General features: G+C 71.1%; 25 protein-coding genes. 18 read left to right on the plus strand and 7 right to left on the minus strand.

The genetic code is table 11. From position 1 onward, the window contains the following. The first annotated feature begins 81 nt into the window (after positions 1-81). The gene (locus QM714_RS18160; RefSeq protein WP_415102743.1) at positions 82-3,000 is read left to right on the plus strand and encodes an FG-GAP-like repeat-containing protein; all 2,919 of its coding nucleotides are present in this window, start codon (positions 82-84) and stop codon (positions 2,998-3,000) included. A 144-nt stretch (positions 3,001-3,144) separates the two neighbouring features. On the opposite strand, the gene QM714_RS18165 is transcribed toward QM714_RS18160, so the two are convergent. Continuing rightward, the gene (locus QM714_RS18165) at positions 3,145-3,879 is read right to left on the minus strand and encodes a TIGR03089 family protein (RefSeq protein ID WP_415102744.1); all 735 of its coding nucleotides are present in this window, start codon (positions 3,877-3,879) and stop codon (positions 3,145-3,147) included. A gap of 24 nt (positions 3,880-3,903) precedes the next feature. On the opposite strand from QM714_RS18165, the gene QM714_RS18170 reads away from it, so the two are divergent. Then, complete coding sequence (locus QM714_RS18170; RefSeq protein ID WP_415102745.1) at positions 3,904-4,983, plus strand: mannose-1-phosphate guanylyltransferase; 1,080 nt, start codon at positions 3,904-3,906, stop codon at positions 4,981-4,983. A gap of 16 nt (positions 4,984-4,999) precedes the next feature. Here QM714_RS18170 and QM714_RS18175 read toward each other — a convergent pair whose 3' ends face one another. Both QM714_RS18175 and cofD read right to left on the minus strand, forming a co-directional pair. Further along, on the minus strand, positions 5,000-6,013 hold the full coding sequence (locus QM714_RS18175; protein WP_415102746.1) for a coenzyme F420-0:L-glutamate ligase: 1,014 nt from the start codon (positions 6,011-6,013) through the stop codon (positions 5,000-5,002). Continuing rightward, positions 6,010-7,023 carry a 2-phospho-L-lactate transferase gene (gene cofD, locus QM714_RS18180; protein ID WP_415102747.1) on the minus strand — a complete coding sequence of 338 codons (1,014 nt, stop codon included), beginning with the start codon at positions 7,021-7,023 and terminating at the stop codon, positions 6,010-6,012. The genes QM714_RS18175 and cofD overlap by 4 nt, the downstream gene beginning before the upstream one ends. Positions 7,024-7,186: 163 nt before the next feature. Here cofD and QM714_RS18185 point away from each other — a divergent pair, with 163 nt between their 5' ends. From QM714_RS18185 to QM714_RS18200, 4 genes are all read left to right on the plus strand, one after another. Then, entirely contained in the window at positions 7,187-7,441 is a 255-nt protein-coding gene (locus QM714_RS18185) for a WhiB family transcriptional regulator (protein ID WP_415102748.1), read from the plus strand. A 93-nt stretch (positions 7,442-7,534) separates the two neighbouring features. Beyond that, positions 7,535-9,991 carry a glycosyltransferase family 2 protein gene (locus tag QM714_RS18190; RefSeq protein ID WP_415102749.1) on the plus strand — a complete coding sequence of 819 codons (2,457 nt, stop codon included), beginning with the start codon at positions 7,535-7,537 and terminating at the stop codon, positions 9,989-9,991. Further along, positions 9,957-10,373, plus strand: coding sequence for a hypothetical protein (locus tag QM714_RS18195; RefSeq protein WP_415102750.1), 417 nt, complete (start codon positions 9,957-9,959; stop codon positions 10,371-10,373). Before QM714_RS18190 ends, QM714_RS18195 begins: the two co-directional genes overlap by 35 nt. Further along, the gene (locus QM714_RS18200) at positions 10,370-11,797 is read left to right on the plus strand and encodes a DUF5719 family protein (protein ID WP_415102751.1); all 1,428 of its coding nucleotides are present in this window, start codon (positions 10,370-10,372) and stop codon (positions 11,795-11,797) included. The genes QM714_RS18195 and QM714_RS18200 overlap by 4 nt, the downstream gene beginning before the upstream one ends. 34 nt (positions 11,798-11,831) lie before the next feature. Here the strand turns inward: QM714_RS18200 and QM714_RS18205 are convergent, their stop codons facing one another. Continuing rightward, a complete protein-coding gene (locus tag QM714_RS18205) occupies positions 11,832-12,266 on the minus strand; it encodes a metallopeptidase family protein (protein WP_415102752.1) in 435 nt (144 codons plus the stop codon). 49 nt (positions 12,267-12,315) lie between these two features. Between QM714_RS18205 and QM714_RS18210 the strand changes: the two genes are divergently transcribed. Further along, positions 12,316-12,672 (plus strand): DUF3499 domain-containing protein, encoded by a 357-nt coding sequence (locus QM714_RS18210; RefSeq protein ID WP_415102753.1) that lies wholly within the window; start codon positions 12,316-12,318, stop codon positions 12,670-12,672. A gap of 20 nt (positions 12,673-12,692) precedes the next feature. Here QM714_RS18210 and coaA read toward each other — a convergent pair whose 3' ends face one another. Then, a complete protein-coding gene (gene coaA / locus QM714_RS18215; protein WP_415102754.1) occupies positions 12,693-13,649 on the minus strand; it encodes a type I pantothenate kinase in 957 nt (318 codons plus the stop codon). A gap of 87 nt (positions 13,650-13,736) precedes the next feature. Here coaA and glmS point away from each other — a divergent pair, with 87 nt between their 5' ends. The 9 genes from glmS to tsaD all read left to right on the plus strand — a co-directional run bounded on the left by glmS (position 13,737) and on the right by tsaD (position 22,882). Next, positions 13,737-15,581 (plus strand): glutamine--fructose-6-phosphate transaminase (isomerizing), encoded by a 1,845-nt coding sequence (gene glmS / locus QM714_RS18220; protein WP_415102755.1) that lies wholly within the window; start codon positions 13,737-13,739, stop codon positions 15,579-15,581. A gap of 11 nt (positions 15,582-15,592) precedes the next feature. Continuing rightward, positions 15,593-15,949 carry a holo-ACP synthase gene (locus QM714_RS18225; RefSeq protein WP_415102756.1) on the plus strand — a complete coding sequence of 119 codons (357 nt, stop codon included), beginning with the start codon at positions 15,593-15,595 and terminating at the stop codon, positions 15,947-15,949. Positions 15,950-15,951: 2 nt separating this feature from the next. Continuing rightward, complete coding sequence (locus tag QM714_RS18230) at positions 15,952-17,355, plus strand: NAD(P)H-hydrate epimerase (protein WP_415102757.1); 1,404 nt, start codon at positions 15,952-15,954, stop codon at positions 17,353-17,355. Positions 17,356-17,556: 201 nt separating this feature from the next. After that, positions 17,557-18,705: an alanine racemase gene (gene alr / locus QM714_RS18235; protein WP_415102758.1), complete on the plus strand. Its 1,149-nt coding sequence runs from the start codon at positions 17,557-17,559 to the stop codon at positions 18,703-18,705. Next, on the plus strand, positions 18,702-19,721 hold the full coding sequence (locus QM714_RS18240) for an alpha/beta fold hydrolase (RefSeq protein ID WP_415102759.1): 1,020 nt from the start codon (positions 18,702-18,704) through the stop codon (positions 19,719-19,721). The genes alr and QM714_RS18240 overlap by 4 nt, the downstream gene beginning before the upstream one ends. Before the next feature lie 25 nt (positions 19,722-19,746). Then, the gene (tsaE, locus tag QM714_RS18245; protein WP_415102760.1) at positions 19,747-20,670 is read left to right on the plus strand and encodes a tRNA (adenosine(37)-N6)-threonylcarbamoyltransferase complex ATPase subunit type 1 TsaE; all 924 of its coding nucleotides are present in this window, start codon (positions 19,747-19,749) and stop codon (positions 20,668-20,670) included. A 72-nt stretch (positions 20,671-20,742) separates the two neighbouring features. Further along, positions 20,743-21,381: a tRNA (adenosine(37)-N6)-threonylcarbamoyltransferase complex dimerization subunit type 1 TsaB gene (gene tsaB / locus QM714_RS18250; protein WP_415102761.1), complete on the plus strand. Its 639-nt coding sequence runs from the start codon at positions 20,743-20,745 to the stop codon at positions 21,379-21,381. After that, positions 21,378-21,836 carry a GNAT family N-acetyltransferase gene (locus QM714_RS18255; RefSeq protein ID WP_415102762.1) on the plus strand — a complete coding sequence of 153 codons (459 nt, stop codon included), beginning with the start codon at positions 21,378-21,380 and terminating at the stop codon, positions 21,834-21,836. Before tsaB ends, QM714_RS18255 begins: the two co-directional genes overlap by 4 nt. Beyond that, positions 21,833-22,882: a tRNA (adenosine(37)-N6)-threonylcarbamoyltransferase complex transferase subunit TsaD gene (gene tsaD, locus QM714_RS18260; protein ID WP_415102763.1), complete on the plus strand. Its 1,050-nt coding sequence runs from the start codon at positions 21,833-21,835 to the stop codon at positions 22,880-22,882. The genes QM714_RS18255 and tsaD overlap by 4 nt, the downstream gene beginning before the upstream one ends. 92 nt (positions 22,883-22,974) lie before the next feature. Here tsaD and QM714_RS18265 read toward each other — a convergent pair whose 3' ends face one another. Together QM714_RS18265 and QM714_RS18270 are read right to left on the minus strand one after the other, a co-directional pair. Further along, positions 22,975-24,210, minus strand: a complete 1,236-nt coding sequence (locus tag QM714_RS18265; protein WP_415102764.1) for a hypothetical protein — start codon at positions 24,208-24,210, stop codon at positions 22,975-22,977. Next, entirely contained in the window at positions 24,207-24,761 is a 555-nt protein-coding gene (locus QM714_RS18270) for a SigE family RNA polymerase sigma factor (RefSeq protein ID WP_415102765.1), read from the minus strand. Before QM714_RS18270 ends, QM714_RS18265 begins: the two co-directional genes overlap by 4 nt. A gap of 247 nt (positions 24,762-25,008) precedes the next feature. On the opposite strand from QM714_RS18270, the gene QM714_RS18275 reads away from it, so the two are divergent. Together QM714_RS18275 and QM714_RS18280 are read left to right on the plus strand one after the other, a co-directional pair. Further along, positions 25,009-26,094, plus strand: a complete 1,086-nt coding sequence (locus tag QM714_RS18275; protein ID WP_415102766.1) for an S-(hydroxymethyl)mycothiol dehydrogenase — start codon at positions 25,009-25,011, stop codon at positions 26,092-26,094. Next, on the plus strand, positions 26,091-26,723 hold the full coding sequence (locus QM714_RS18280) for an MBL fold metallo-hydrolase (protein WP_415102767.1): 633 nt from the start codon (positions 26,091-26,093) through the stop codon (positions 26,721-26,723). The genes QM714_RS18275 and QM714_RS18280 overlap by 4 nt, the downstream gene beginning before the upstream one ends. The last annotated feature ends 62 nt before the right edge of the window (positions 26,724-26,785 follow it).

Consider the following 26,785-nt stretch of genomic DNA (forward strand, 5'->3'; position numbering starts at 1 on the left):
TCAGTTTCCCTTCCGTGACGCATGTGACTGGTGTGAAACTTGCAACTCGTGTGATTCCTTCCCCTCACACAGGAGTTGTGCATGCGCCCCGGTCAGGACCGCTTCGTCACCGCCTGCCAGCAGTTGTTGGTTCTCGGCGCGGTGCTTGCCGTGCTGACGCCCGCGGCCAGCGTGATCAGCCTCGACATCGTCGGCGGCGGGTCGGCCGAGCACACTCGCGGGCGACTCCAGGCCGAGGCGATCGGGACCGACACCGCACAGGTGCCCACTCAGGTCGTCGATCCGGTGGTCAAGGAGTACGCCCTCACGCCGCCCGCGGGACAAGGGACTCTCGGCAAGACCGCCCAGGCCGGCCTTCATGCGCGGCTGACGGGCAAGACCAAGGCCGGTGCCGCCCGAATGGTGACCGATCCGCTGCCGGTGACCGGGTTCGGCACTATCGGCATCACCTGGGCCACGGATGCAACAGCGATCCCCGAGCAGGCGGCGAGCTTCGAGGTGCGCACCCGCACCGGTGAGGTGTGGTCGGAGTGGTCCACGTTGCCCTACGACCCTGACCACGCGCCCGATCCCGACAGCCGGGAGGGTCGCCATGCCCGACCGGGCACCGACCCGGTGCTGGTCGGTGACGTCGACGACGTGCAGGTGCGGGAGACCACCACAGCGACCTTGCCTGCCGACATGAAGATGGCGGTGATCGACCCGGGGGCCGAGGGGAGCACCGCGGTCGAGAAGGCGGCGATCGACACCTCCACGCTCGACGCTCCGGACGCGGACCTCTCGGGGGCCGAAGCCTCAGCTGCGGGGGCCGCGGGCGACACTGCCCTGGACACTCCCTCGACGAGCACTCCGGGCGCTCCGGATGACAACGCGGCCAAAGGCCCGGTAGCGGGCGAGGGCGCCCTCGCGCTGCGCGCGACGACGTACACCCCCAAGCCGCAGATCTTCTCTAGGGCCCAGTGGGGCGCCGACGAATCCATGCGCAGCGCGAGCTCACTGCGCTACTTCGAGGTGCATGCGGGATTCGTGCACCACACCGTCAACGCGAATACCTACACCCGCGCCCAGGTGCCGGCCCTGATCCGTGGCATCTACGCCTACCACGTGCGGTCACGCGGCTGGAGTGACATCGGCTACAACTTCCTGGTCGACCGGTTCGGTCGGATCTGGGAGGGCCGGTACGGCGGTGTCGACCGGCCGGTCGTCGGCGCCCACACGCTCGGCTACAACGACTACTCCTTCGCGATGTCGGCGATCGGGAACTTCGATCTCGTCCAGCCGCCGAAGAAGATGCTGCGCGCCTATGGTCGCCTGTTCGCGTGGAAGCTGTCTCTGCACGGGGTGGACGCCTCCTCGACCCGTCAGCAGGTAGGGCCGACGATGTTCCAGGCGATCAACGGCCACCGCGATGCGGCGGCCACTGCCTGCCCGGGCAAGTACCTCTATGCCAAGCTGCCCCGGATCAGGGAGCTTGCCGCGCACTATCAGCAGGGTTGGTCAGGTCGTGAACGGCAGACCGATCTGGCTTCCACGGACTATCCGGACCTGATCGCGCGGCGCTCCACCGACGACCATGTCATGGTGATCCCGACTGGTGGGGTCGTCGGGTTCGCGTCCCAGCGGTTGAGTGCCAGTTGGGCCGCCGGGGACACCGTGGTCGCGTCGCCCGATCTCACTGGCGACGGCCGGGGGGACGTGGTGGTCCGGGGTGCCGACGGTCGGCTCAGCGTCTATCCGGGAGACGGCGACGGAGGCTTCGACAGTCCGGTCGGTGCGACCAAGAAGTTCGTCGGTCGTGACCAGATCACGGCGGTGGGTGACCTCGACGAGGACGGCCGCAACGACCTGGTCGCCCGTGAGCCGGGCACCGGGCGGCTCGATGCCTATCTGGGCAAGGGCAACGGCCGGTTCAAGCGCCACCGGTTGAGCGCCGGGTGGGGCGACTACCGGTCGATCGCCGGTGCCGGCGACCTCGACGGCGACCACCACGTCGACCTGGTCGGGCTGAGCGGTGACGGGCGACTCTTGCTGCGCCGGGGCACTGGTCGGGCGACCTTCGGCAGCGCCGTCGCGCTGACCGGGACGTATACGTCGTACGACGCCATCACCGGCCTCGGAGACTATGACCGCGACGGTCGGCCCGACCTCCTCGCGACCAAGCGGAGTGGCGCCGTCGTGGTGCTGCCGGCCGACGGAACCGGCTATGGCCACGCGCTCGGCCCCTATCCGCGGCTCGCGGGGAGGGCTGGCCTCAGTGGTGCTGACCTGGCGGGCACCGGGCAGGCGGACGTGCTGGCTCGCCGGGGCAGTCGCTACGTTCTCTTCGCCAACCGGGGCGCCTTCAACCTGGGCCGGCCGATCGACACCGGGCTGGTGTTGCCCAAGGTGAACGCGCTGCTCAACGTCGGCGACTGGGACCGCGACGGCCACGACGATCTCGTGGTGCGCAAGACCAACGGCGCCCTGGTGCTCCGGCGCGGCGATGGTGACGGTCACTTCGGCAAGCCGAGTCGCATCGGGACCCGCTTCGGGAGCGTGCGGTTGCTGAGCGCGGTCGGTGACATGACCGGTGACGGCTACCCGGATCTGATGGGCCAGCCGCGTGGTGGCGCGATGCGGATCTACCCCGGCGCCGGGACGAATGGACTGCGCCCGAGCTACGTCGCCTACGGCCCGATCGACGCCGGCCGCCAGGTGGGGGTCGGGCGATGGAACACCGACGGTGCCCCGGACAGCCTCTTCCGTAAGGGCCGCGCCCTGCGGATGTATCCCGGCAACGGCCCCGGCGGTCTGGTCAATGCCGGTCGCACCCTCGACATCGACCTGCGCCGCTACGACTGGGTGCTCGGCCTGGGCAACCTCACGGGCAGCCCGCATGCCGACCTCCTCGTGCGACAGCGAGCCACTGGTGACCTCTGGGTGCTGCCCGGTCGGGCGAGCGGCTTCGGGAAGCGCCAGTTCCTCGGCTCCGGGCTGGGGGCCTACAACCTGGTCGGCTGACCCCACTGCTGCGGTCTTCTTGCGTCTCCCGCGGTCCTATGGTGGCAAAGTGGCCCGTATACCGGGTTCCAACCCACGACAGGACCGCGGGAGTTGGGTCAGGGCCACCACAGCACCGCGGCAGACGGCGCCAGGGGGCCGGGGTCAGCCGGCGAGGCCGGGTGGGTGGGAGGCGGTGGCGTGCTCGGAGGCGTAGGTCGTCTTCAGGTGATCGGGATCCGGGTGGGTGACCAGGACCAGGGAGCCTGCGCGGGCGAGTGGCTCGGTGAAGGTGGCCAGCCCGGCCGGGGAGGTCGGGTTGGCGGTGGAGAGCAGGCGTCCGCCCGCTGACAGAAGGGTGCCGGCAGAGGCCGCTGACCACAGTTCGGCATGCGTCTGCCCGGCCACAGCAAGATCGTCAGGGCCGGGTGGATCCCAGGGCACGAACGAGTCCGGCTGGCCCCAGACCTCCACGCCCAGGTCGTGCACGCCCGGTGGGGCGCCGTTGGGGAAGCGCACGCCGAGCGGCAACAGCGCCGTCGCGACGACCGGGAGGTCGGCTGCGTGTGGAGCCCACCGATCGAGCGCGGCCGGGCCGCACACCACGGCGCTGCAGGCGTCCACGGTCTCGGCGTCCCAGACGACCTCGAGACCGATGGTCCAGGCGGCGCCGAGGATGACCGGGCCGAGCCAGTGTGGGGGCAGATCTACCAGCAACCGGTCGCCGCGCTCCAGGTCGAGCTCGTCGGCCAGCAGAGAAGCGGTCTTGGCGACCCAGTTGGCATAGGTGGTGACGGACAGCTCCGTCCGCTCGCCGGACTCGTCGTCGTAGAAGGTGAGGAGTGGCTCCCCGGGGCGGTTCGCGAGCCGGCTCGCCAGCACGTCGCGAAAGGTGGACACGGCGCCAGCGTAGGCTGCCGCCCCATGGACGGCATCGACCACTTCTGGGCCGTGGTCCCCGCCGGCGGCGCCGGGACCAGACTCTGGCCGCTGTCACGTCAAGCAGAGCCGAAGTTCCTGCTCGACCTGACCGGTGCCGGTCGTTCGCTGCTGCAGGCCACCGTCGATCGCCTCCAGCCCCTGGTCGACGACCGAGTCCTCGTCGTGACCGGGCAGGGCCATCGCGACGCCGTACGCGCGCAGCTGCCGACGCTGCGGGCCAGTGCGGTGTTGGCCGAGCCGGCGCCGCGGGACTCGATGGCCGCGATCGGATGGGCGGCAGCAACCATCGAGGCGATCGATCCGGATGCGGTGATGGGGTCCTTCGCCGCCGACCACGTGATCGGTGACGTCGAGGAGTTCGGCGCTTGCGTACGCCGTGCCGTGGCCGCCGCTCGCGACGACTGGCTGGTGACGATCGGGATCGAGCCGACCGGGCCGGCCACCGGATTCGGGTACATCGAGCAAGGCCCCGACCTCGCCGACCATCCGGGCGTCCACATGGTGGTGCGATTCGTCGAGAAGCCGAGTGCGCAGGTCGCCGCCGACTATGTTGCGTCGGGGCGCTTCCGCTGGAACGCAGGCATGTTCGTGGCTCGACCTCGGGTGCTGCTGGACCTGTTGGCGGTTCACCACTCCGAGTTCGCCGCCGCGCTCCGTCGCCTCGCCTCGGCGCCCGAGATGCTGGCGTCCCTCTGGCCGATGTTGCCCCGGATCGCGGTCGACCATGCGGTGGCAGAGCCAGCCGCCGAGGCGGGTCGGGTCGCCGTGGTGCCGGCCGGGTTCGAGTGGGACGACATCGGTGACTTCGCCAGCCTGCACGCCTTGCTAGGCGCCAACGGCCAGGGGGTGACCGTCCTTGGCGACCGTGATCACGTGCAGACGGTGGACGCGAGCGGACTGGTGGTCACCCATCCCGATCGTCTGGTCGCCGTGGTCGGGCTCGACGACGTGGTCGTCGTCGACACCGGCGATGCGCTGTTGGTCACCACCACGGCCCGGGCCCAGGAGGTGAAGGCGGTCGTGGAGAGGCTGCGCGCACAGGGTCGCGCCGAACTGACCTGACCGACGAGCGACCTGATCAATCCGGGAGTGGAGCAAGCAGCCAGGAGTCCGAGCCTCTGTCAGGTTGAACGGCCCATCCGTGTGCGAAGGCCAAGGCGGCGACGGTGTCGGCGGGGCCGGTGACACCTACGGCGGCGACCCCCTCGCCATCTGCCGGTTCGTCGTCGACTGAGCGATCGTCGCGGACCACAGCGTCCGGACCGAGCACCCGCACCAGCGCGTCGATCAGTTCGTCGGGTGACACCGAGGCGCCGAAGCCGACCCGGTCGGCGTCGACTCCGGCGAGGGCGCGGATCACGGCCTCGCGCGCGCCGTACCCGAACAGATCCCCCGCCGGCTCCCGCACCAGCGCCGTCGCACCGGGGCCGTCCTCGTCGACGGGGAGGACCAGGTCGGCGCGGCCCCGGACCAGGGCGATCGGTCGGCCGGACAGCTTGCCCTGGGTGAGCTCTGCCGCACCCGCCAACTCGTCGGCGACCGCCGGGGCGGTGACCGCCAACGGGTTTCCATAGGGGTCGACCTGGCCGGCGAAGGACTCGATCACGCGCACGCCGGCAGCGCCAACAGCCTGGTCTGTCTGGCCGACCCGCCAGGCTCGGCCGAGCGTGTCGGTGATGACCACACCGACATTGACCCCGGCACGCCGCCACACCTCCGCGCGCAGCCGTCGTGCCGAGGCGTCCGGATCCACGGGCAGCAGCACGATTCGGCCGTGCTCGACGTTGGAGGCATCCACCCCGGCCGCCGCCAGGGTCACCCCGAGCCGGTTCCGCACGATGCTGGTGCTGCCACGCCGCGCGACCACCCTGGCTGTCTCCTCGGCCACGGCTGCGCTGCGATCGCCGGTCCGCACTCGCCCTTCCTGCTTGGCGACCACTTTGCTGGTGACGACCACGATGTCACCATCGATCGGGTCCAGCGCCGCCAAGAGCAGACCGACCAGGTCGGCGCCCTCGTCTATCTCGGGGATGCCCGCCGGGGCGACGACGGTCAAGGCGTGCGGTGGGGTCGGCTCCTCCACTTCGGTCACGGTCGCACCAGCTCGACGGCGGCCTTCGCCATCGCGGCGGTGGCGGCGAGGTCCGTCATCATCAGGGGTACGGCGCGGCACGCGATGCCCGCGGACTCGACCCGCTCGACCAGCGCCGCGTCCACCTCGTCGATCAGCCAGCCGTCGAGGATGCCGCCTGCCGCGCGGGCGCCGTACCTCTCCGCCACCCCCGCCGCACTGACCTCCACCTCCAGGGCGGTCAGCAACTGGTGGGCCATGCCCCGGACGTGGGTGCCGCCGACGATGGGGGAGAGGCCGACGACCGGTGCCTTGGTGGTCCGGAGGGCCTCAGTGATGCCCGGCACGCCCAGGATGGTCCCGATCGAGACGATCGGATTGGACGGCGGCACGATGATCAGATCCGCGGTCAGCAACGCGTCGACGACGCCAGGCGCGGGTGAGCTGGCGTCGAGCCCGACCACGACCACAGCCTCGGCGGGCACCTCGGCATGCAGGCGGACCCAGTACTCCTGGAAGTGCACCACGCGGCGGCCGCTGGGCGAGTCCGGATCGGCGATCGCGATGTGGGTCTCGACGCGGTCGTCGGACATCGGCAGCAGTCGCACTCCCGGATTCCACCGCCGGCAGAGTGCCTCGGTCACCTCGGAGAGCGGGTAGCCGGCCTCGAGCATCTGGGTGCGGACCAGGTGGGTGGCGATATCGCGATCGCCGAGCCCGAACCAGGTCGGCTCGACACCGTAGGCCTCCAGCTCGGCCCTGGCGCTCCAGGTCTCCTCCCGCCTTCCCCAGCCCCGTTCGCGGTCGATCCCGTCGCCGAGGGTGTACATCACGGTGTCCAGGTCCGGGCAGACCTTGAGGCCGTGGATCCACCAGTCGTCACCAGTGTTCGCGATCACGGTGACCTCGGTTTCGGGGGTCTCACCTGGGACGATGCCTTCGCGCAGACCGTGCAGCAGACCCTCGAGGAAGCGGGCTCCACCGATCCCGCCGGACAGCACCGCGATCCCACCGGACGCACCCTCACGCATGGGGACACCTTGCCAGTGCTCGCGGCAATAGCAGATCCGGGCTTGACTTTGTGGGACGACACGGATGTAATTCCCTCAGTGTGTTTCGGTGTAGGCCTCGCGGTCTCGGCCGGGGCGCCACCACCAGGGGGACGAGCACGACCGGGTCGAAAGGGCAAGAACCGTGCGAGAGCTGTTTCTTCTCGAACCGGACGCTGAAGAAGCGGGCTGGCAGGATCGTGCGCTGTGCGCACAGACCGACCCGGAGGCGTTCTTCCCCGAGAAGGGGGGGTCCACCCGGGAGGCCAAGAAGGTCTGCCTGACCTGCGAGGTGCGCGACGACTGCCTCGAGTATGCCCTCCAGCACGACGAGCGGTTCGGCATCTGGGGCGGCCTCTCCGAGCGTGAGCGGCGCAAGCTCAAGAAGCGCGCCATCTAGTCGCAGCAGTCGCAGCGCCTAGCACTGATCCCTCGCTCGCGAGGCACCGCCCAGGGTGAGGCCCGGGCAGGGGTGCCTGGATAGGCTGCTCCGGTGACTGTCACGGCGCTCCTGGTCAGCCACGGCGGCGCCACCTGGCTGCCGGCCGTGCTCGACGGAATCGCCGCTCAGACCCGGCCGGTGGACCATCTCGTCGCGGTCGACACCGGCAGCAAGGACGAGAGCGTCGAGCTCATCACCGAGACCTGGGGCGAGCAGGCCGTGCACACGACCTCCCGCAGCACGCCGTACGGCGAAGCGGTCGAGATCGGCCTCCGCGCCACACCGGAGGCGGAGTGGATCTGGCTGCTCCACGACGACTCCAATCCGGCCCCGACCGCCCTGGCCGAACTGCTCGCGGCCGCGAGCGCCCACCCGGATGTCGACATCTTGGGGCCCAAGCTGCGTGAGTGGCCGTCCTTGAAGCGGCTCTTGGAGCTGGGGATCACCATCACCGGCACCGGTCGACGAGAGACCGGGCTGGAGCGGGGGGAGTACGACCAGGGCCAGCACGACCAGCAGCGCCGGGTGCTCGCGGTCAACACCGCCGGGATGCTGGTCCGTCGCAGCGTGCTGGAGGAGCTGGGCGGCTTCGATCGCGAGCTGCCGATCTTCGGCAACGACCTCGACTTCGGCTGGCGCGCGGCGCTGGCGGGTCGGCACACCATGGTCGTCCCGGAGGCGGTGGTCTTCCATGCCGAGGCGGCGCACCGCGGGCTGCGGCGTACGCCGCTGACCGGTCGGCATACGCACTACCAGGAGCGACGCAGCGCGCTGTTCACGCTGCTCGCCAACTCGCCCTCTCGGCTGTTGCCGTTCCGTGCGATCAGGCTGGCGTTCGGCACGTTCTGGCGGATGTTGGGCTTCCTCCTGGTCCGCTCGGTCGGGGAAGCGCTCGACGAGTTGGCGGCACTGCTGTCTATCTATGCCCACCCGGGCCAGATCGTCCGGGCGCGCCGCTGGCGACGCCCGTCGGCCACCGCCGATCCGGCGGACGTCAAACCGCTGCTCGCGCCCGTGTGGCTGCCCTACCGTCAGGGCCTGGACTTCGTCAGCGACCTCGCTGCTGCCGCCACGTTGCAGGCCCAAGATGTCGCCGAGCGGCGCCGCGCGGCCCGGATCGCCGCCGAGGGCGGTCCAGCCCGACCGCGGCGGCAGGAGGAGGACGAGCTCGGTGAGGAGTCGGGCCTGCTGGTCAGATTCCTCACCAACCCGGTGGCTGTCCTGCTCGCCGTCTTCGTGATCGCCGCGCTGGTCGCCTCTCGGACGGTGTGGGGTCACGTGTCCGGCGGCGCGCTGGCGCCGGCACCGGCGCATGCCGGCGACTGGTGGCGCACCTATACCCAGCACTGGCACCCGCTCGTGACCGGCACGGATGTGCCGGCGCCGGCGTACCTGCTGCCGCTCGCCTTGGGCGCGAGTCTGCTGGGCGGCAATGCGCCACTACTGGTGTCGCTGACCCTCGCCCTCGCTGTGCCCGTTGCGCTCTGGGGAGCCTGGCGTTTCCTGCGGGTCGCCGGTCACCTGCGCTGGGCGGAGGGGGCCTCGCGCTGGCTGCTGGCCTGGGGCGCGGTCAGCTATGCCCTGGTGCTCGCGACGAGTGGAGCTTGGGGCGACGGTCGGCTGGGCACCGTCGTCACGGCCGCGGTGCTGCCGTGGCTGGCCCATGCTGCGCTGGGTTTCGCCGACCCCGAGCCGGACCGTCGCTGGCGGGCCGGCTGGCGCACCGGGCTGCTGCTCGCCCTGGCGGTCGCGTTTACCCCCGGCCTCTGGCTGGTCGCGCTGCTGGTGGGCCTGCTGCTCGCCGTGGTCGGCGTGGCGGTCAGCCCCGGCTCGATGCGCCAGCGCTCCGTCGCTGGGCCGCCCCTGGTCGCCATCGGGCTGCCGTTGCTGCTGCTGCTGCCCTGGCTGGGGCCGTTGTTGGTCGACGGGCCGGTGCGCGGTCTGCTGCTGGGTGCGGGGCGGCTCCCCTCGGAGTCGCTGTCCGGGTGGGACCTGATCGTCGGTCGTGCCGGAAGCCAGCCGGCTCCGATGCTCCTCGGGGCGACGGTGGCGGTGTTGGCCCTGGTCGCTCTGGTGCCTCGCGGGCCGCGACTGCTGGTGGCCGGATGCTGGATCATCGCGCTGGCCGCGGCGGCGTCGGCACTGGCCGTCAACCAGGTGCGGATCCCGGTGCTGGGCGGGACTGCGACTGCCGGGCTGGGCGTCTTCGCGGTGGTGATCCAAGGGACGTTCATCACTGCTGTGGTCCTCGCCGGCGAGGAGTTGGCCCATCAGCTGGTCGGCAGCTGGCGCCGGGTGGGGGCGGTGCTCGCGACCGTGCTCCTGGGCGCGGTGGTGCTGGTCGGCACGGGCTGGTTTGTCGTGGGTGGCCATGACTCGCTCACCACCTCACCGGACGACGTGGTCCCTGCCTACATGCGAGATCAGCTCGGCACGTGGCCCGGAGCACGGCGTACTCGTATTGCAGGGCTCCGTGGCCGAAGGCCTCACCTACACGATCCGACGTGAGGACGGCATCACCCTGGGCGAGGACGAGATCATCGCGCTGACCCCCGAAGATCGCGAGTTCACCGCGAGCGTGCGCACGCTGGTGTCCCGGCCCGCCGCTGGCGCGGCCGCGGCGCTGTCCAAGGCCGGCATCGAGTACGTGCTGCTGGATGCCCCCGCGGACGGCCAGGTCTCGGCGACGCTCGACGCGTCGGTCGGTCTCGTCCAGGCCAGTGCGCAGGACCGCGACACCAGGGCCTGGCAGGTCGAGCGCGAGCCGAGCCCGACAGCGGTCTCCGGGCCGGGCTCATGGGTGCGCACGGCCCTGATCGTCGTTCAGCTCGTGCTGCTCGCGGCCGCTCTGGTGCTGTGTGGTCCGACCAGGAAGAGGGTTCGGAGATGACCGAGTCGCCGGCTCAGCGCGGGCGGCGCGCAGTCCAGGGCCGCCGTCGCCCCGACGTGACCACTCTGATCGCGCTCGCGCTGCCGGTGGTGACCGCAGCCGCGGTCGTCTTGGTGAAGCCTCACTCGACACCGGCAGTCGCCCACCCGCCGTCGGAAAGCCGCCTGGTCCAGTTGGATCGCGGCTGCCCCCCCGGCTCGTCCGACGACACGGTCGCGGTGGCCAACGCCACCGGCAGTGCGGCGCAGGCTACCCAACGCACGCTGGCTCGGGGCCCCTCTGAGCCGACCCCCCTACGGCTCCCGGCCGGCGCGGTTGCGACCGCGGACGCGGGGGCTGACAGTGTGGTGCTCACCGCGCAGGACGCGTCGGCCGTCGGGTTGGTGGCAGCGCGCTTCGCCAGCGGTTCGGTCGCCTCCGTCCAGTGTCCGGTCGCCTCCTCCGAGGTCTGGTTCACCGGCGTCGGCGCTCGCGCAGGCCAGCAGACCGTGCTCCAGATCGCCAATCCCGATGCCGGGCCAGCGGTCGTGGATGTCAGTGTCTATAGCGGCAAGGGGTTGGTGGACACCCCGGAGGTGCGCGGGATCCGAGTGCCGGGCCGCAGCGTTGCCACCGTCGACCTCGCCCAGACGATCCCGCGCCGCGGCGAGCTGGCCGTGCAGGTAGCGGTGTCGCGCGGTCGTGCCGCGATCACGGCGCTGGAGTCGGCCGGGCTCAACGAGTCGAGTCGAACCGGGGAGTGGCTACCCGGTCAGGCCGAGCCGAGCACGGCCAACCTGCTGCTCGGGCTGCCGCGTGACGGCGAGCGACGTGTGCTGACGCTGGCCAACCCCGGGGAGAGCGAGGCCGTGGTCTCGCTGGAGCTGGTCACCGACTCCAACACCTTCGAGCCGACAGGACTGCCCCGCATTCGGGTCCGGCCAGGATCGGTGCTGAGGGTGCCGCTCGCTCAGGTGTTGTCGGGGAAGGCAGCGGAGGGCGCTACCGGGGTGCTGGTGGACTCCAGCGTCCCGCTCACGGCGGCCGTCCGGTCCCGTGTGGCCGGGGACCTGGTGCTGACACCGTCCGCGGCCGGCCTGGGCGAGGAGGGTGCGGCGCTCCTTCCCGCCGCCGCTGGGCCGCCGCTGACCGGAGCGGCCACCGCCAGCCTGGTGCTGGCCGGCGCCACCTCTGCCGGTCGGGCGACGCTCACCGTGCGCAATGCAGCCGGCGAGGCGGTGTTGGAGCGGACCCTCCGGGTGGTGCCCGACCGCAGTCTGACCGTGCCGTTGCCCCGCGACGGCGCGCTGCTCGACCTGACCAGCGCCGATCTCGGGATCGCGGCCGCAGTGGTGGTGGCGACTCCGAAGGGTGCCACCGTGGTGCCCGTGCTGGATGTGCCGCAGCACTCACTCACCGCCCAGGTGGCTCCGGCCGGGCCGTGAGCGGATCCTCGGGGCCGCTCGGTTCCTGCGCGGGTCAGTCGCCCCGGTAGCGCGGATCCACCTGCTCCGGCGTCAGCCCCAGCAGCTCGGCCGCCTGCTCCACCAGCACCGTGTGCACCATGACTTCCAGATCGGCAGCGGACTCGGCTCGGTGCTCGATCGGCCGACGGAAGATCACCAGGCGGGTGGGGCGTGCGCCCGTCCCGCGCACCAGCGACGACAGCGGCACCGTGCGAGTGCCCCAGTCGTCGGGGAGCTGCGGGGTGTCCTCGACGGCGTACTCCACCAGGCCGAGCCGGTCGTGCCAGCGCTCCTCCAACTCCGCCACCACGTCCAAGACGACCGCGTCGAAGCGCTGCCGGGCGGTGCGGAGGGCGGGGGAACCGGGCCGCAGCGGCAGCACGGCCGGCCCGCGCATGCCTCGACCGCGTCGATCCCGGGTGCGACGTCGTGGGCGCATCTGCTCCATGCCGCGAGCCTAAACGTCACCCGCTGATCCGGGCGGTACCGTCGGCGGCGTGACTCCCACCCGCCGCTGCTCGCGCACCGCCTGCGGTCGGCCGGCGGTCGCCACGCTGACCTATGTGTACGCCGACCAGACGGCCGTCCTAGGCCCGCTGGCGGTGTATGCCGAGCCGCACGCCTACGACCTGTGCGAGGCGCACAGCGAGCGGCTCTCGGCGCCGCTGGGCTGGGAGGTGCTCAGACTCGCTCCCGACCCGTCGACCGTCGGCCCGTCCAGCGATGACCTGCTGGCCCTGGCCGATGCGGTCCGCGAGGCGGCCAAGCCAGCCCCTCCGCCGCCCGTGTCGGAGCCCGTCCACGCCCGCGAGACCGCCCGCCGAGGCCACCTGCGCGTCCTCACCACCGAGTAGGGCCCTCCGCGGATCCAGGCTCAGAGCTTGCGGAGGCGCACGTAGCGGACGGAGTGGTCGGCGGCCTTGCGGAGCACCAGGGTGGCCCGGGATCGGGTCGGGATGATGTTCTCGACCAGGTTCGGGCCGTTGATCGAGTCCCAGATCCGGCCCGCCTCGTCGACCGCCTCCTCCTCGCTGAGCGAGCCGTAGCGGGAGAAGTACGACGCCGGGTCGCGGAAGGCGGTCTCGCGCAGTCGCAGGAACCGCTCGACATACCAGCGCCGGATGTCCCGCTCGGCGGCGTCGACATAGACCGAGAAGTCGAAGAAGTCGCTCACCGCGAGGCCGGTGCGGCCATCCTCGCGGACCCGAGCGGGCTGCAGCACGTTGAGGCCCTCGACGATGACGATGTCGGGTTGTCGGATCGTGATCGGCTGGTCGGGGACGACATCGTAGGTGAGGTGGGAATACGTCGGCGCCGCCAGCTCGTCGTGGCCCGACTTGATGTCACTCACGAAGCGCAGCAGTGCACGCTGGTCGTAGGACTCGGGGAAGCCCTTGCGGTGCATGATGCCGCGCCGGGTCAGCTCGGCGTTGGGCAGCAAGAACCCATCCGTGGTGACCAGCGCGACATGGGGGTGGGCCGGCCAGTGCGCCAGCATCTGCTGGAGCACGCGGGCGGTGGTCGACTTGCCGACCGCGACCGAGCCCGCGAGCCCGATCACGAACGGCGTCCGTGGCGGCTGGGTCCGATGCAAGAACGCCTCCTGCTGGCGGTGCAGCGCCGCCGCCGCTTCGACGTACAGACTCAGCAGGCGCGACAACGGCAGGTAGACCTGGCGCACCTCGTCCAGGTCCAGCGCGTCGCCGAGACCACGCAGACGGGAGATCTCCTCGGCCGACAGCGGACTCTCGCTGTCGGAGTCCAGCGCCGCCCAGGCAGCGCGGTCGAGTTCGACGTACGGCGAGGCCTCGGAGCCTCCGCCTGCCGCCATGCCCAGCATTGTTGCAGCAGGTCGATCCCGACTCGGGCCCGGCCGAACGATGAACCTTCCCGTGGCCGCGTCACTAGACTGAGGCCCATGTGCGGAATCGTGGGCTACGTCGGTGATCGCTCGGCGGAGGGCGTCGTCATCGACGGGCTTCGTCGGCTGGAGTATCGCGGCTACGACTCGGCCGGCATCGCCTTGGTCCACGACGGTCAGCTGCACACCGACAAGCGCGCCGGCAAGCTCGCCAACCTCGAGAAGGCGTTGTCGGAGTCGCCGCTGCCGCTGGCGGGCGCCGGTGTCGGGCACACCCGGTGGGCCACCCACGGCGCGCCCACCGACCGCAACGCTCACCCGCACCTGGGGAGCCACGGTCGGGTGGCGGTCGTGCACAACGGAATCATCGAGAACTTCGCCGAGCTGCGCGCAACGCTTGAGGACGCCGGCGTCGAGATGGTCTCCGACACCGACACCGAGGTCGCCGCCCACCTGCTCGAGCGCGAGGTCGAGGACGGCGTCGACCTGACCACCGCCATGCAGCGGGTGTGCCGCCGACTCGAGGGGGCCTTCACGCTGGTCGCGGTCGACTCGCATGATCCCGACCGGGTCGTCGCCGCTCGACGCAACTCACCGCTCGTGGTCGGCCTCGGGGAGGGCGAGAACTTTCTCGGCTCCGACGTCGCCGCCTTCATCGAGCACACCCGCGAGGCCCTCGAGCTGGGCCAGGACCAGGTCGTCACGATCACCAGGGACGCGGTGGAGATCACCGACTTCGACGGACAGCCGGCGCATGCCGTGCAGTACCACGTCGACTGGGACCTCTCGGCTGCCCAGAAGGACGGCTACGACTGGTTCATGCGCAAGGAGATCTTCGAGCAGCCCCGCGCCGTGTCCGACGCGCTCCTCGGTCGGCACGACCAGGAGGGCCAGCTGCAGCTCGACGAGATGCGGATGAGCGACGCCGAGCTGCGGGCCATCGACAAGATCATCATCATCGGCTGCGGCACCGCCCACTACGCCGGCCTGGTGGCGAAGTACGCCATCGAGCATTGGACCCGGATCCCGTGTGAGGTCGAGCTCGCCCACGAGTTCCGCTATCGCGATCCGATCCTGACCAAGTCGACCCTGGTCGTGGCGATCAGCCAGTCGGGCGAGACAGCCGACACGCTGATGGCGATCCGGCACGCGCGCGAGCAGGGCTCGAAGGTGCTGGCGATCTGCAACACCAACGGCTCGACCATTCCGCGCGAGTCCGATGCGGTCATCTACACCCACGCCGGCCCGGAGATCGGCGTGGCCTCCACCAAGGGGTTCACCACCCAGCTGGTCGCCTGCTACCTGCTCGGGCTCTATCTCGCCCAGGTGCGCGGCACCAAGTTCGGCGACGAGGTCGCCTCGGTCGTCGCCGAGCTGCAGACCATGCCGGAGAAGCTCCAGGCGATCCTGGACGAGGCGCCCGACCTCTACGAGCTCTCCGCTCGGCTCAGCGACCAGCGGTCGGTGCTGTTCTTGGGCCGTCACGCGGGCTATCCGGTCGCCCTCGAGGGGGCGCTGAAGCTGAAGGAGCTCGCCTACCTGCACGCCGAGGGCTTCGCTGCCGGCGAGCTCAAGCACGGGCCGATCGCGCTGATCGAGCCAGGGCTACCGGTCTTCTGCGTGATCCCGCCGCTGGGCCGAGACCAGCTCCACGACAAGATGATCAGCGCGATCCAGGAGATCCGTGCCCGCGGCGCCCGCACCATCGTGCTGGTCGAGGAGGGCGATCAGTCGGTGCTCCCGTTCGCCGACGAGCTGATCCGACTCCCGCGCGTCTCGACGCTGCTGCAGCCGCTGGCTGCCGTCGTCCCCCTCCAGCTGTTCGCCTGTGAGCTGGCCACCTTGCGCGGTCACGATGTCGACCAGCCGCGCAACCTCGCCAAGTCCGTCACCGTCGAGTAGGCGCCGGGGTCGTGGCGGTCGTCGGGGTCGGCATCGACGTGGTGGACATCGAGCGGTTCGCAGCCACCTTGGTGCGTACGCCGGCCCTGCGGACCCGCCTGTTCGCCACCTCAGAGGAGCACGGGCGCACCGACGCCTCCCTGGCCGCCCGGTTCGCCGCCAAGGAGGCGCTGGCCAAGGCGCTCGGCGCGCCGACCGGGCTGGTGTGGACCGATGCGATCGTGCACACCGCCGAGGACGGGAGTCCGTCGTTCGAACTGCACGACACCGTCCTGCGTCGGGCCCAGGAGCTCGGCGTCGAGCACGTGCACGTCTCCATGTCGCACGACGCCGGCATCTCCTCGGCCGTCGTCGTGCTGGAGCGCTGACCATGCGGCGCGCACACACCGTCGCCCAGGTGCGGGCGGCCGAGGCGGAGCTGACGGCCCGGGTGCCCGACGGTGCCCTCATGCAGCGGGCGGCGGCCGGACTGGCGGCGGCCGTGGTGGATCTCCTCGGTGGCAGCTATGGGCGGCGCATCCGTCTGCTGGTCGGGTCGGGCGACAACGGTGGCGACGCGCTCTTCGCGGGCGCGATGCTGGCCCGCCGCGGCGCCCAGGTGGAGGCGATGCTGCTGGATCCGGGTCGGGCCCATGCCGCCGGACTCACCGCCCTGCATGCCGTTGGCGGCTGGTCGACGGCCGACCTTGCCGAGCTGAGTCCCGCTGAGCCGGAGGTGGTCCTCGACGGCATCGTCGGGATCGGTGCCAGCGGGCCACTCCGCGAGCCCGCGGCCGCCGCACTTGCCGCCTGCGGGTCGGCTCCCGTGGTCGCCGTCGATGTGCCCTCCGGCGTCGAGGTGGACACCGGCGAGGTGACCGGCGCCCATGTGTCTGCCAGCGTCACGGTCACCTTCGGCACCCACAAGATCGCCCACCTGGTCGACCCGGCGGCGCTCGCGTGCGGCGTCGTACAACTCGTCGACATCGGGCTGACTGCAGTGCTTCCTGGCCATGGGGATGCGCCGGTGCAGGCGCTGCAGGCCGAGGACGTGGCCGCGCTGCTGCCGCGGCCAGCGGCCAGCGGACACAAGTACTCCCGCGGCGTGGTCGGGCTGCGCACCGGCTCGGCGCTCTACCCCGGAGCCGCGATGCTGTCGGTGGCGGGGGCGAGTTGCGGGCTGGCCGGCATGGTGCGGTACGACGGCGCGGCCGCCGACGCGATCCGGCTCACCCACCCCGAAGTGGTCGGCCCGGGCCGGGTCCAGGCCTGGGTGACCGGGTGTGGCGGCGGCCCGGAGGCTGGTGATGCGCTCGCGGCCTGTCTGGCAGACGGGGTGCCGGTGGTCATCGACGCCGACGCGCTCGCCCAGGTGAGCGGCCCGACTCCTGTCCCAACCGTGCTCACGCCTCACGCCGGTGAGCTGTCCGCACTCCTCGACGTCGACCGGGCCGTGATCGAGGCTGCCCCCTTGCCTCACGTGCGGGCGGCCGCGGCCCGCTTCGACTCCGTGGTGCTGCTCAAGGGGCGGCACACCCTGGTCGCCGACCCGTCCGGACGAGTGCTCGTCAACACCACCGGTGTGCCCTGGCTCGCCACGGCGGGGGCCGGCGACGTGCTCGCCGGCCTGATCGGCGCGCTCCTCACCGGTGGGTTGGAGCCGCTCCAAGCAGCCGCCGTCGGCGCCTGGCTGCACGGCGCCGCCGCAACGCTGGTCGGCGCCCCGCTTCGGGCGGGCGACGTCGCGGAGGCGCTCCCCGAGGTCATCGCGCTGACCCTGGCCGGGGACGACTAGATCCGGAGTCGGGGGTCGGGGCCCGCGCGCCGTCGGTCTCCCGCGGGTCTGTGGGTGCTCGCACCCATCTGCTGCGCGGTTATGGGTGCTGAGTGTCCGGTAGACCAGGCAGTCAGCACCCATAGGGGAGCAGGAGACGCCACAACCCCGCAGCAGACGGCCACCCCGGGCTCAAGCACACCGCGATGCGAGAATGGAGACATGGCGGGGCCGGAGGAGCTCGACGAAGCCGAGATCCTGGTGGATCTGTCGGCGATCCGGCACAACTGCGCGATCCTCACCGAGGTGATCGCTCCGGCGCAGCTGATGGCTGTGGTCAAGGCGGATGCCTACGGCCACGGCCTCGAGCCGGTGGCTCACGCGGCTCGGGCAGCCGGGGTGCCTTGGCTCGGTGTGGCCAGAGTGGCCGAAGGCCTCGAGCTGCGGAGACTCGGTGACACCGGGCGAATCCTGGCCTGGCTCGACCTGCCGGGCCAGGTGCCCTACGAGGAGGCCGTGCGTCAGGACATCGACATGACGGCCTACTCGAGGCGCGAGCTGCGGTTGATCGCAGCGGCCGGCCGGTCGGTCGGTCGCGCGGCCAGGGTCCAGCTCAAGGTCGACACCGGTCTGTCGCGCGGCGGCTGTCCGACGGCCGACTGGCCGCGGCTGGTGGCCGAGGCTCGCGAGTGGGAGGAGGAGGGCCAGCTGCGCGTCACGGGCATCTGGTCCCACTTCGCCTGCAGCGACGACCCGGAACACCCGTCGAACGACGCTCAGGAGCGCGTCTTCCGGGAGGCGCTTGCGATCGCCGAGACGGCCGGACTGCGTCCGGAGGTGCGCCACCTGGCCAACTCCGCGGCCGCCGTACTCCGGTCCTCCTCCCGCTTCGACCTGGTCAGGGCGGGGCTGCTCGTCTACGGCCTGGATCCGGCCCCCGGTCACCTGCCCGACCTCGATCTGAGGCCCGCGATGACCGTCCAGACGCCACTGGCGATGGCCAAGCCGATCGCCGCGGGCACGGGCGTCTCCTACGGTCACACCTGGGTCGCCGAACATCCGACGACCGTGGGCCTGGTGCCGGCCGGCTATGCCGAGGGCATCCCGCGACACGCCTCCTCACGTGCGGAAGTCTGGGTTGCCGGGCGGCGTCGACCGGTTCGGGGCACAATCTGCATGGACCAGTTCGTCGTCGACCTCGACGGCGATCTGCCCGAGCCAGGGACGCGGGTGCTGGTCTTCGGTCCCGGCGACCACGGGGAGCCGACGGCGCAGGACTGGGCCGAGGCGAGCGGGACGATCAGCTATGAGATCGTCACCCGGATCGGGGGGCGAATGGTGAGACGGTACGTCGAGGAGGACCAGCGATGAGCACCCGCCGCAGGTCCGCTGGCGCGTCCCCGGCGCCGGCCAGCGTGGTGCACCAGCCGGTGGATCTCAAGATCCCGCTGGGGTCGTTGCGTGGCCAGGTCATCACCGTGGTGGCCGACGACGGTGTCCCGCTCCATGCCGAGGTCGACGAGTGCGCACCGGGGGTGTGGCGCGCCGGCACCTCGCCCGTCACACTCATCTTCTGCCACGGCTATTCGCTGAACCTGGACTGCTGGCACTTCCAGCGGGCGGCCTATCGCGGCCTGATCCGCTCGGTCTACTTCGACCAGCGCTCGCACGGACAGTCGGGCCGCTCGCCGGACGCCCACTCGACCATCGAGCAGCTCGGCCAGGACCTGATCCGAGTGATCGACGACCTCACCGGCGACGAGCCGGTCGTGCTGGTCGGCCACTCGATGGGTGGGATGACGATCATGTCGCTGGCCGAGCAGCGACCCGAGCTCTTCGGCACCAAGGTCGCCGGGGTAGCCCTGCTCTCGACGACGGCCGGGGGCCTGGACCCCGGTCGCATCCTCTTCCCGATGCTGCCGGCGGGGCTGGGCAGTGGCATCGCCCGGCGACTCGTCGGCACGCTGTCGCGCGGCAGTCGTGCCATCGATGCGGTCCGGAGTCGCGGCCACGACCTCGCGCTGGCTGTCACCGATGCCTACGCGTTCGGCTCCGACGTGCCCGACGACCAGTTGGAGTTCGTCTTCGACCTGCTCGACCAGACGCCGTTCGAGGTGATCGCCGACTTCTTCCCGGCCTTCGCCAACCTCGACACCTGGGATGCGTGCCCGATCGTGGCCAAGGTCCCGACCGCCATCATCTGCGGCACATCGGACAAGATCACCGCCGTCGGGCACAGCCGCAAGTTGCACGCCCGCATTCACGGCTCGGACCTCCTGGAGTGCCAGGGCGCCGGGCACATGGTCAACATCGAGCGCTTCGCCAGCGTCAACGCCGAGCTCGACGCGTTGATCAACCAGGCGATCGACCGCAGCCAGACACGATGACTCCAGACACCATGATCCCGGCACCATGACCGTGGGAGTGCGACGCGTCGGCCCGGAGGCGGCCGACGCGGTCTGGCATGTGGTGCATGCGGCCTTCGCCGCGCGGCCACCTCTGCATCCACCCGCCGAGGCGCTCGCTGAGACACCGGCCACCCTGGCCGCTGCCTTGGAGGGTGCCGGAGGTCTGCTCGCCGAGATCGACGGCGAGCCCGTGGGTGCGTTGGTGCTCGACGCCGACCCGTCAGGTGAGGTCGTCTTCCTCCGCCGGTTCGGCGTGCTGCCGAGCCACCAGCACCACGGCATCGCCCAGGTCCTGGTGTCGGCAGCCTGCGACGCCTGCCCGGACGCCACCGAGCTGCGCATCCTTGCTCGCCAGGAGTTCCCGGGCACGATCGGCTTCTGGCTCAACGCCGGCTTCGTCGAGGTCGGACAGCAGGTGCCCTACCTCGAGATGCGCCGCCCCCTCGTGACGTCGTACGACGTCGCGGATGCCGTCGCCATGCGCGATCTCGGGGTCGAGCTCGCCGCCAACCTTCGACACGGTGACCTGGTGGTGCTCAGCGGAGAGCTGGGCGCAGGCAAGACCACCCTGACGCAAGGGATCGGCACGGGCCTGGGAGTGCGTGGCGAGGTCACCTCGCCCACCTTCGTGATCGCGCGGGTGCACCCGTCCCTCGCCGAGGGGCCGTCGTTGGTTCACGTCGACGCCTACCGACTGGGCGGCCTCGCCGAGCTCGACGACTTGGACCTGGACACCTCGTTGGACGATGCCGTCACCGTCGTCGAGTGGGGCGAGGGCCTCGCCGAGACGCTGTCGGACTCCCACCTCGACGTCCGGATCGAGCGCGTGCAGGGGCTTCTCACTGGCCTGGGCGACGACGGCCTCGACCCGCGGATCGTCCGGGTGCGGCCCCGGGGTCCCCGCTGGACCCGCGGGACGTCACAGTGAGGGGTCGCTCCAGCGACCTGCTCCAGCGACCTGGGGAGGATGGCGTTCGCCGGATCCAGATAGCCTCGGTCCGTGCTGTTGGCCTTCGACACCGCAACGCCGTTGGTGACGGTCGCGCTGGCGGAAGGGTCAGACGTCGTCATTGAGCATCGCGCGGACCTGCCGATGCGCCACGGCGAGCAGCTGGCGCCGCTGATCGAGCGCTGCCTGACCGAGGCGGGTCTGGTCCGTCAGGACCTCACCGCCGTGGCTGTCGGTGTCGGTCCCGGTCCGTTCACAGGGCTGCGCGTGGGTCTCGTGACGGCACGCACCCTCGGCTACGTCCTGCAGATCCCCGTCTACGGCGTCTGCACGCTCGACGTCCTCGCGGTCGAGGCGGTGCAGACCGGAGCCGTGGGCGCGACGTTCGAGGCCGCCACCGATGCCCGCCGCAAGGAGGTCTACCTGGCGTCGTACGACGACGATGCGGTGCGCCTGGACGGACCCCGGGTGGTGCGACCCGCCGAGGCATCCTCCACCGGGCCGGTCGTGGGAGAGGGCGCGGTGCTCTATCCAGACGCCTTCCCCGACGCTCGTGAGCCCCGTCGTCCCAGCGCGGGGTGGCTGGCCAGAGTGGTCGCCGACGAGCGGGCGGAGCTGCTGGACCCCGAGCCGCTCTACCTCCGACGGCCCGACGCGGCCGTGCCGAGCGCCCCGAAGCGGGTCTCGTGATCCGGCCGGGGGAGTCGGCCGACGCTCCGGCCCTGGGCGCTCTCGAAGTGGAGCTGTTCGGCGTCGCCGCCTGGCGGCCCGAGGATCTTCTCGGTGGCGACGGCGCGGACCGGTGGGTCCGGGTGACGACCGACCAGGAGGGTGCCCTGGCGGGCTACGTCGTCACCACGGCCCACGGGGAGGTCGTCGACCTACTCCGCATCGGTGTGCGCCACGACCACCAGCGCCGTGGGCTCGGTGGGATCCTGCTCGTAGCCGCCCTCGACGACGCTCAGGCGCGTCCGGGAACGGCGCGGATGATGCTGGAGGTCAGCGAGGCCAACGACGCCGCGACCGCGCTCTACCTGGGTCACGGTTTCGAGGTGGTGGATCGGCGGCGGCGCTACTACCCGGACGGCACCGATGCGCTGGTCATGTCGCGCGCGCTCGGTGGTTCCCTAGGCTCGACGTCGTGACTTCCGACGGCCCGCTGGTGCTGGGCATCGAGACCTCCTGCGACGAGACCGGAGTCGGTATCGTCCGTGGGCAGACCCTGTTGGCCGACGCCGTGGCCAGCTCGGTCGAGGAGCATGCCCGATTCGGCGGAGTCGTGCCCGAGGTGGCCAGCCGTGCTCATCTCGAGGCGATGGTGCCGACCCTCGAGAGAGCCGCGGAGACTGCAGGCGTCCGGCTGGACGACGTCGACGCGGTCGCGGTGACCAGCGGTCCCGGCCTTGCCGGTGCGCTTCTGGTGGGGGTCGCCGCGGCCAAGGCGCTGGCGATCGGGCTCGGCAAACCGTTGTACGGCGTCAACCACCTGGCCGCCCACGTCGCCGTCGACCAACTCGAGCACGGGCCGCTCCCCGAGCCGGTGCTCGCCATGCTGGTCTCGGGCGGCCACTCCTCGCTGCTCAAGGTGACCGATGTGACCACCGGCGTCGACCCGATGGGATCGACCATCGACGACGCCGCCGGCGAGGCCTTCGACAAGGTCGCCCGCCTGCTCGGACTGCCGTTCCCCGGCGGCCCGCACATCGACCGGGTGGCCAGGGAAGGCGACTCGGTCGCCATCGACTTCCCGCGGGGATTGACCTCCAGACGTGATCTCGAGCGACACCGCTTCGACTTCTCCTTCTCGGGTCTGAAGACCGCGGTCGCGCGATGGGTCGAAGCCCGGGAGCGATCGGGGGAGCCGGTGCCGGTCGCCGACGTGGCCGCCTCCTTCCAGGAGGCCGTCTGCGACGTACTCGTCCGCAAGGCGGTCGACGCAGCCGTCACCGAGGGCATCGAGGACATCCTCATCGGCGGCGGGGTGGCCGCCAACTCCCGCCTGCGCGCCCTCGCCGAGACCCGCGCGGCGGACCACGGCATCCGGGTCCGGGTGCCGCGCCCGGGCCTGTGCACCGACAACGGCGCCATGGTCGCTGCGCTCGGCGCGGAGCTGGTCACCCGAGGACGGCCCCCCTCCAGGCTGGACCTGCCCGCCGACTCCTCCCAGCCGATCACCCAGGTCGTCGCCTAATCGGCAGCGACCGCCCGGGACGTCATACCTCGCGGTCGCCCGGACGCCCGGACGACCGGGGACGATGACGTCCGCGGACCTCGGTGGTGCTGTCAGCGGAGCTGGAGGGCGTACGGCGGGTCGACGTCACCGCCGGACACGGGTGGGATCGCCCAGTCCAAGGTCCGTGCGGCCCCCACCCGGAGCACGCCCCACTGGCCGTCGAAGTAGACCTCGGCGAGCACGTGGCTGTCGTCCTCCCAGGTTGTCTGCAGCACGGTGACCTGGTGGTCCTCGTCACTGATCAGGTGGAACACCGGGTCGCCCCGGGTCGCAGTGACCAGCGCGAGGTCGGACGCGCCCAGTCCGTCGGACTGTGAACTCCAGGCCACCGCGTGCTTGGCGAGGGGCGACAGCGATGGAATCTGCAGGTCGCACGAGCGCCAGAGGGCGGAGCCATCGGTGGGGGCGACCACCCGTGAGCAGGCGGTCGTGTCGAATCGAACACGGGTGATCCCAGCCGTCAGGCCACGATAGGCAGTCACCTTGGTGAACCCCGGCAAGACGTCGACATCGCCGTGCGAGGTGCTCTGATAGACCTGTTGCCGCTGGCCGCTGGTGTTGACGATGACGGCGCAGCCGGCGTCGCTGGAGCGGCCCTCCACACAGTCCTCGCTGGTCACCGCGACGGCGGAGTAGGGGCCGGGGGCGGTGATCGGGGGCATCTTGAGCGTCTCGGCGCCGTCGGACTCGACGACGGTGACCGACCCGTCCGGCCCCGCCCAGGCCACGACCGAACCGGCCGAGGAGATGGCCAGCGAGCCGTCCAGCGGGACGCGGTCGCTCACCGCACCATCCGGCCCGATCCGCACCGCCTCTCGGTTGCCGGAGTTGTCGGAGACCGCGGCGACCCAGCCGTCGCCCATCGCGGCCAGCTCGTCGATCCCGGCCACTCCGCCGACCTCGACGGTGCGCCCGTCGGCGGCATGGATGGTGCTGCCCTCGGCGTAGTCCACCGCAGGCGGCTCGCCGGTCGGCACGTTGGCCAGGTCGAACGGCATGGTGGCGGGCAGCATGACCTCGGCTGACGGCGTCGGGCTGGGGGAGCTGACCGGCGGGGTGGCATCGGGGCGCAGCGCGCCGCCGGCCAGGACCGCCATGGGCACGACGACGACGGCGGCCGCGGTCAGCGATGCGGCGACCACCACTCGGCGTCGGCACCGGATCACCTGGGCCCGCGAGGTCACCTCGGCTAGGCCCACTGGTGCGTCGTTCATCTGGTCCACCTTCCCGTGCAGAGCACGCGCCAGCGCGCGCTCGTCCGCGTCGAAGGGCGTGAACTGCGTCATCGGCCCTCCTCCTTCTCGTCGGGGGTGGGCAGCTCGTCGAGGGTGGTGTGGTCGGGGTCGGATCGTAGGGCGCTGGGCACCCGCCGTCGCAGGGCGGCCAGCGCCCGGCTGGCCTGGGACTTCACCGTGCCGACGGAGATGCCGAGGGTGGCCGCGACCTCGGCCTCGGTGAGCTCTTCGTAGTAGCGCAGCACGACCACCGCTCGCTGCTTCGGTGGCAGGGTCTGCACGAAGCGCCACAGTGTCTCGTTCTGGCCGTCGTACTCCCTGCCCGTGCCGTCCCGCTCGGGCAGCACCTCGGTGATGACCTCACGTCGCCGGAACGGCCGTCGCCACAGCGATCGGCACTCGTTGACGAGGATGGAGCGCGCGTAGGAGTCCAGTGACTCCCGCACACGCACGCGATGCCAGGAGAGGTAGAGCTTGGCCAGGGCGGTCTGCACCACGTCCTCGGCGTCCGCCTGGCTCCCGGTCAGAAGGTAGGCCGTGCGCAGCAGCGCGGGCTGACGAGCCGCCATGAAGGCTGCGAACTCGTCGTCGCTCCGCCGCACTGCGGTCACTCCTCCGGGTCCCCGGTGAGGGACGGAAGTGGCTGGCATGGTCGTCTCTGCTCCCTGGCTCGCGTCGTCGACCCCAAGATGCGAACCAGGCCTCGATGGTTGCAGTTTTCTTGGCGAGTTTCTTCATACGCCGGCCGCCCGCCGCGGCGGTCGTATCCACGTCCGGGTGGTGTCGGTTGCCAAGGTCGGCGGGAGTTGCGAGGCTTCGCCTGCACGCCGTTCCTAGAGGAGGACTTCCATGCAGCAGGTCAAGGCCGTCATCGCGCGCGGCAAGGGCGCACCGGTCGCAGTCGAGACGATCAACGTGCCCGATCCGGGTCCGGGGGAGGCGGTGGTCGAGATCCAGGCGTGCGGGGTCTGCCATACCGACCTCCACTACCGCGAAGGCGGCATCAACGACGACTTCCCGTTCCTGCTGGGGCACGAGGCCGCCGGAGTGGTCGAGTCTGTGGGGGAGGGCGTCACGAGTGTGGCGCCGGGAGACTTCGTCATCCTCAACTGGCGTGCGGTGTGCGGGAACTGTCGAGCCTGTGACCGCGGCGAGCCGTGGTACTGCTTCGCCACCTTCAACGCCACCCAGAAGATGACCCTCGATGATGGGACCGAGCTCAGCCCAGCGCTCGGGATCGGCGCCTTCGCCGAGAAGACCCTGGTGGCAGCAGGTCAGTGCACGAAGGTGGACCCCTCGTCGCGGGCCGCGGCGGTCGGCCTGCTCGGCTGCGGCGTGATGGCCGGCCTCGGGGCGGCGATCAACACCGGCAACGTGAGCCGCGGCAAGTCGGTGGCAGTGATCGGCTGTGGTGGTGTGGGCTCGGCCGCGGTCGCGGGCTCCGTCCTCGCCGGCGCGAGCAAGGTGATCGCCGTGGACATCGACGACCGCAAGCTGGAGTGGGCCCGCAACATGGGCGCCACGGACACCATCAACTCGCGAGAGACCGACCCGATCGAGGGCATCCAGGCGCTCACCGGTGGGCACGGCGCCGACGTCGTCATCGACGCGGTGGGGCGCCCGGAGACCTGGAAGCAGGCGTTCTATGCGCGTGACCTCGCCGGCACCGTCGTGTTGGTGGGGGTGCCCACTCCGGACATGAAGGTGCCCGACATCCCGCTGATCGACGTCTTCGGCCGTGGTGGAGCGCTGAAGTCGAGTTGGTACGGCGACTGCCTGCCGACTCGTGACTTCCCGATGCTGGTGGATCTCTACCAACAGGGTCGACTCGACCTCGATGCCTTCGTCTCCGAGGAGATCGGCCTGGCCGACGTGGAGGCCGCCTTCGAGAAGATGCACGGCGGCGAGGTGCTGCGCTCGGTGGTGATCTTGTGACCGAGGGAGCCGACTGTCCGCCAGGACGGATCGACCACACCGTCACCAGCGGCACGTTCTCGCTCGACGGCGAGACCTTCGACGTCGACAACAACGTCTGGGTGATCGGCGACGACCAGGAGTGCGTCGTCGTCGACGCGCCCCACGACGTGGCCGCGATCCTGGCCGCGGTGGGCGACCGCAAGGTCAAGGCGATCGTCTGCACTCATGCCCACGACGACCACGTGCGAGTCGCGCCCGAGCTGCGCGAGCAGACCGGTGCCCCGATCATGCTGCATCCCGATGACCGACCGGTCTGGGAGCTCACCCATCCCGATCTGCTCTGGGATGTCGATCTTGCCGACGGGCAGGTCATCGCGGTCGGCGGCACCACCCTCGAAGTGCTGCACACTCCGGGGCACGCGCCCGGAGCGATCTGCCTGTACGCCGTCGACCACGGCTGCGTCTTCACCGGCGACACCCTCTTCCAGGGCGGTCCCGGGGCCACTGGACGATCGTTCAGTGATCGGCCGACGATCGAGGCGTCGATCCGGTCGCGCCTGTTCGCGCTGCCGGACGCGACCGTCGTACACACCGGTCACGGCGACGACACCAGCATCGGCGCGGAGCGGGCTCTGCTCGGCGAATGACCTCGTCGGCCGCGGGGTTTGAAGGCGCCTTGAGATGAGGCCAGGCAACCCTGTGTGATGCA

The sequence above is a fragment of the Nocardioides sp. genome, assembly GCF_047602075.1.
In the GTDB taxonomy this organism is placed as follows: domain Bacteria; phylum Actinomycetota; class Actinomycetes; order Propionibacteriales; family Nocardioidaceae; genus Nocardioides.

Excerpts from the sequence above, each read along its gene's own strand:
- QM714_RS18160 (WP_415102743.1), top strand. The coding sequence starts at position 82 with ATGCGCCCCGGTCAGGACCGCTTCGTCACCGCCTGCCAGCAGTTGTTG.
- QM714_RS18170 (WP_415102745.1), top strand. The coding sequence starts at position 3,904 with ATGGACGGCATCGACCACTTCTGGGCCGTGGTCCCCGCCGGCGGCGCC.
- cofD (WP_415102747.1), bottom strand. The coding sequence starts at position 7,023 with ATGCGTGAGGGTGCGTCCGGTGGGATCGCGGTGCTGTCCGGCGGGATC.
- QM714_RS18200 (WP_415102751.1), top strand. The coding sequence starts at position 10,370 with ATGACCGAGTCGCCGGCTCAGCGCGGGCGGCGCGCAGTCCAGGGCCGC.
- QM714_RS18205 (WP_415102752.1), bottom strand. The coding sequence starts at position 12,266 with ATGGAGCAGATGCGCCCACGACGTCGCACCCGGGATCGACGCGGTCGA.
- coaA (WP_415102754.1), bottom strand. The coding sequence starts at position 13,649 with ATGGCGGCAGGCGGAGGCTCCGAGGCCTCGCCGTACGTCGAACTCGAC.
- glmS (WP_415102755.1), top strand. The coding sequence starts at position 13,737 with ATGTGCGGAATCGTGGGCTACGTCGGTGATCGCTCGGCGGAGGGCGTC.
- QM714_RS18230 (WP_415102757.1), top strand. The coding sequence starts at position 15,952 with ATGCGGCGCGCACACACCGTCGCCCAGGTGCGGGCGGCCGAGGCGGAG.
- alr (WP_415102758.1), top strand. The coding sequence starts at position 17,557 with ATGGCGGGGCCGGAGGAGCTCGACGAAGCCGAGATCCTGGTGGATCTG.
- QM714_RS18240 (WP_415102759.1), top strand. The coding sequence starts at position 18,702 with ATGAGCACCCGCCGCAGGTCCGCTGGCGCGTCCCCGGCGCCGGCCAGC.
- tsaE (WP_415102760.1), top strand. The coding sequence starts at position 19,747 with ATGACCGTGGGAGTGCGACGCGTCGGCCCGGAGGCGGCCGACGCGGTC.
- QM714_RS18265 (WP_415102764.1), bottom strand. The coding sequence starts at position 24,210 with ATGACGCAGTTCACGCCCTTCGACGCGGACGAGCGCGCGCTGGCGCGT.
- QM714_RS18275 (WP_415102766.1), top strand. The coding sequence starts at position 25,009 with ATGCAGCAGGTCAAGGCCGTCATCGCGCGCGGCAAGGGCGCACCGGTC.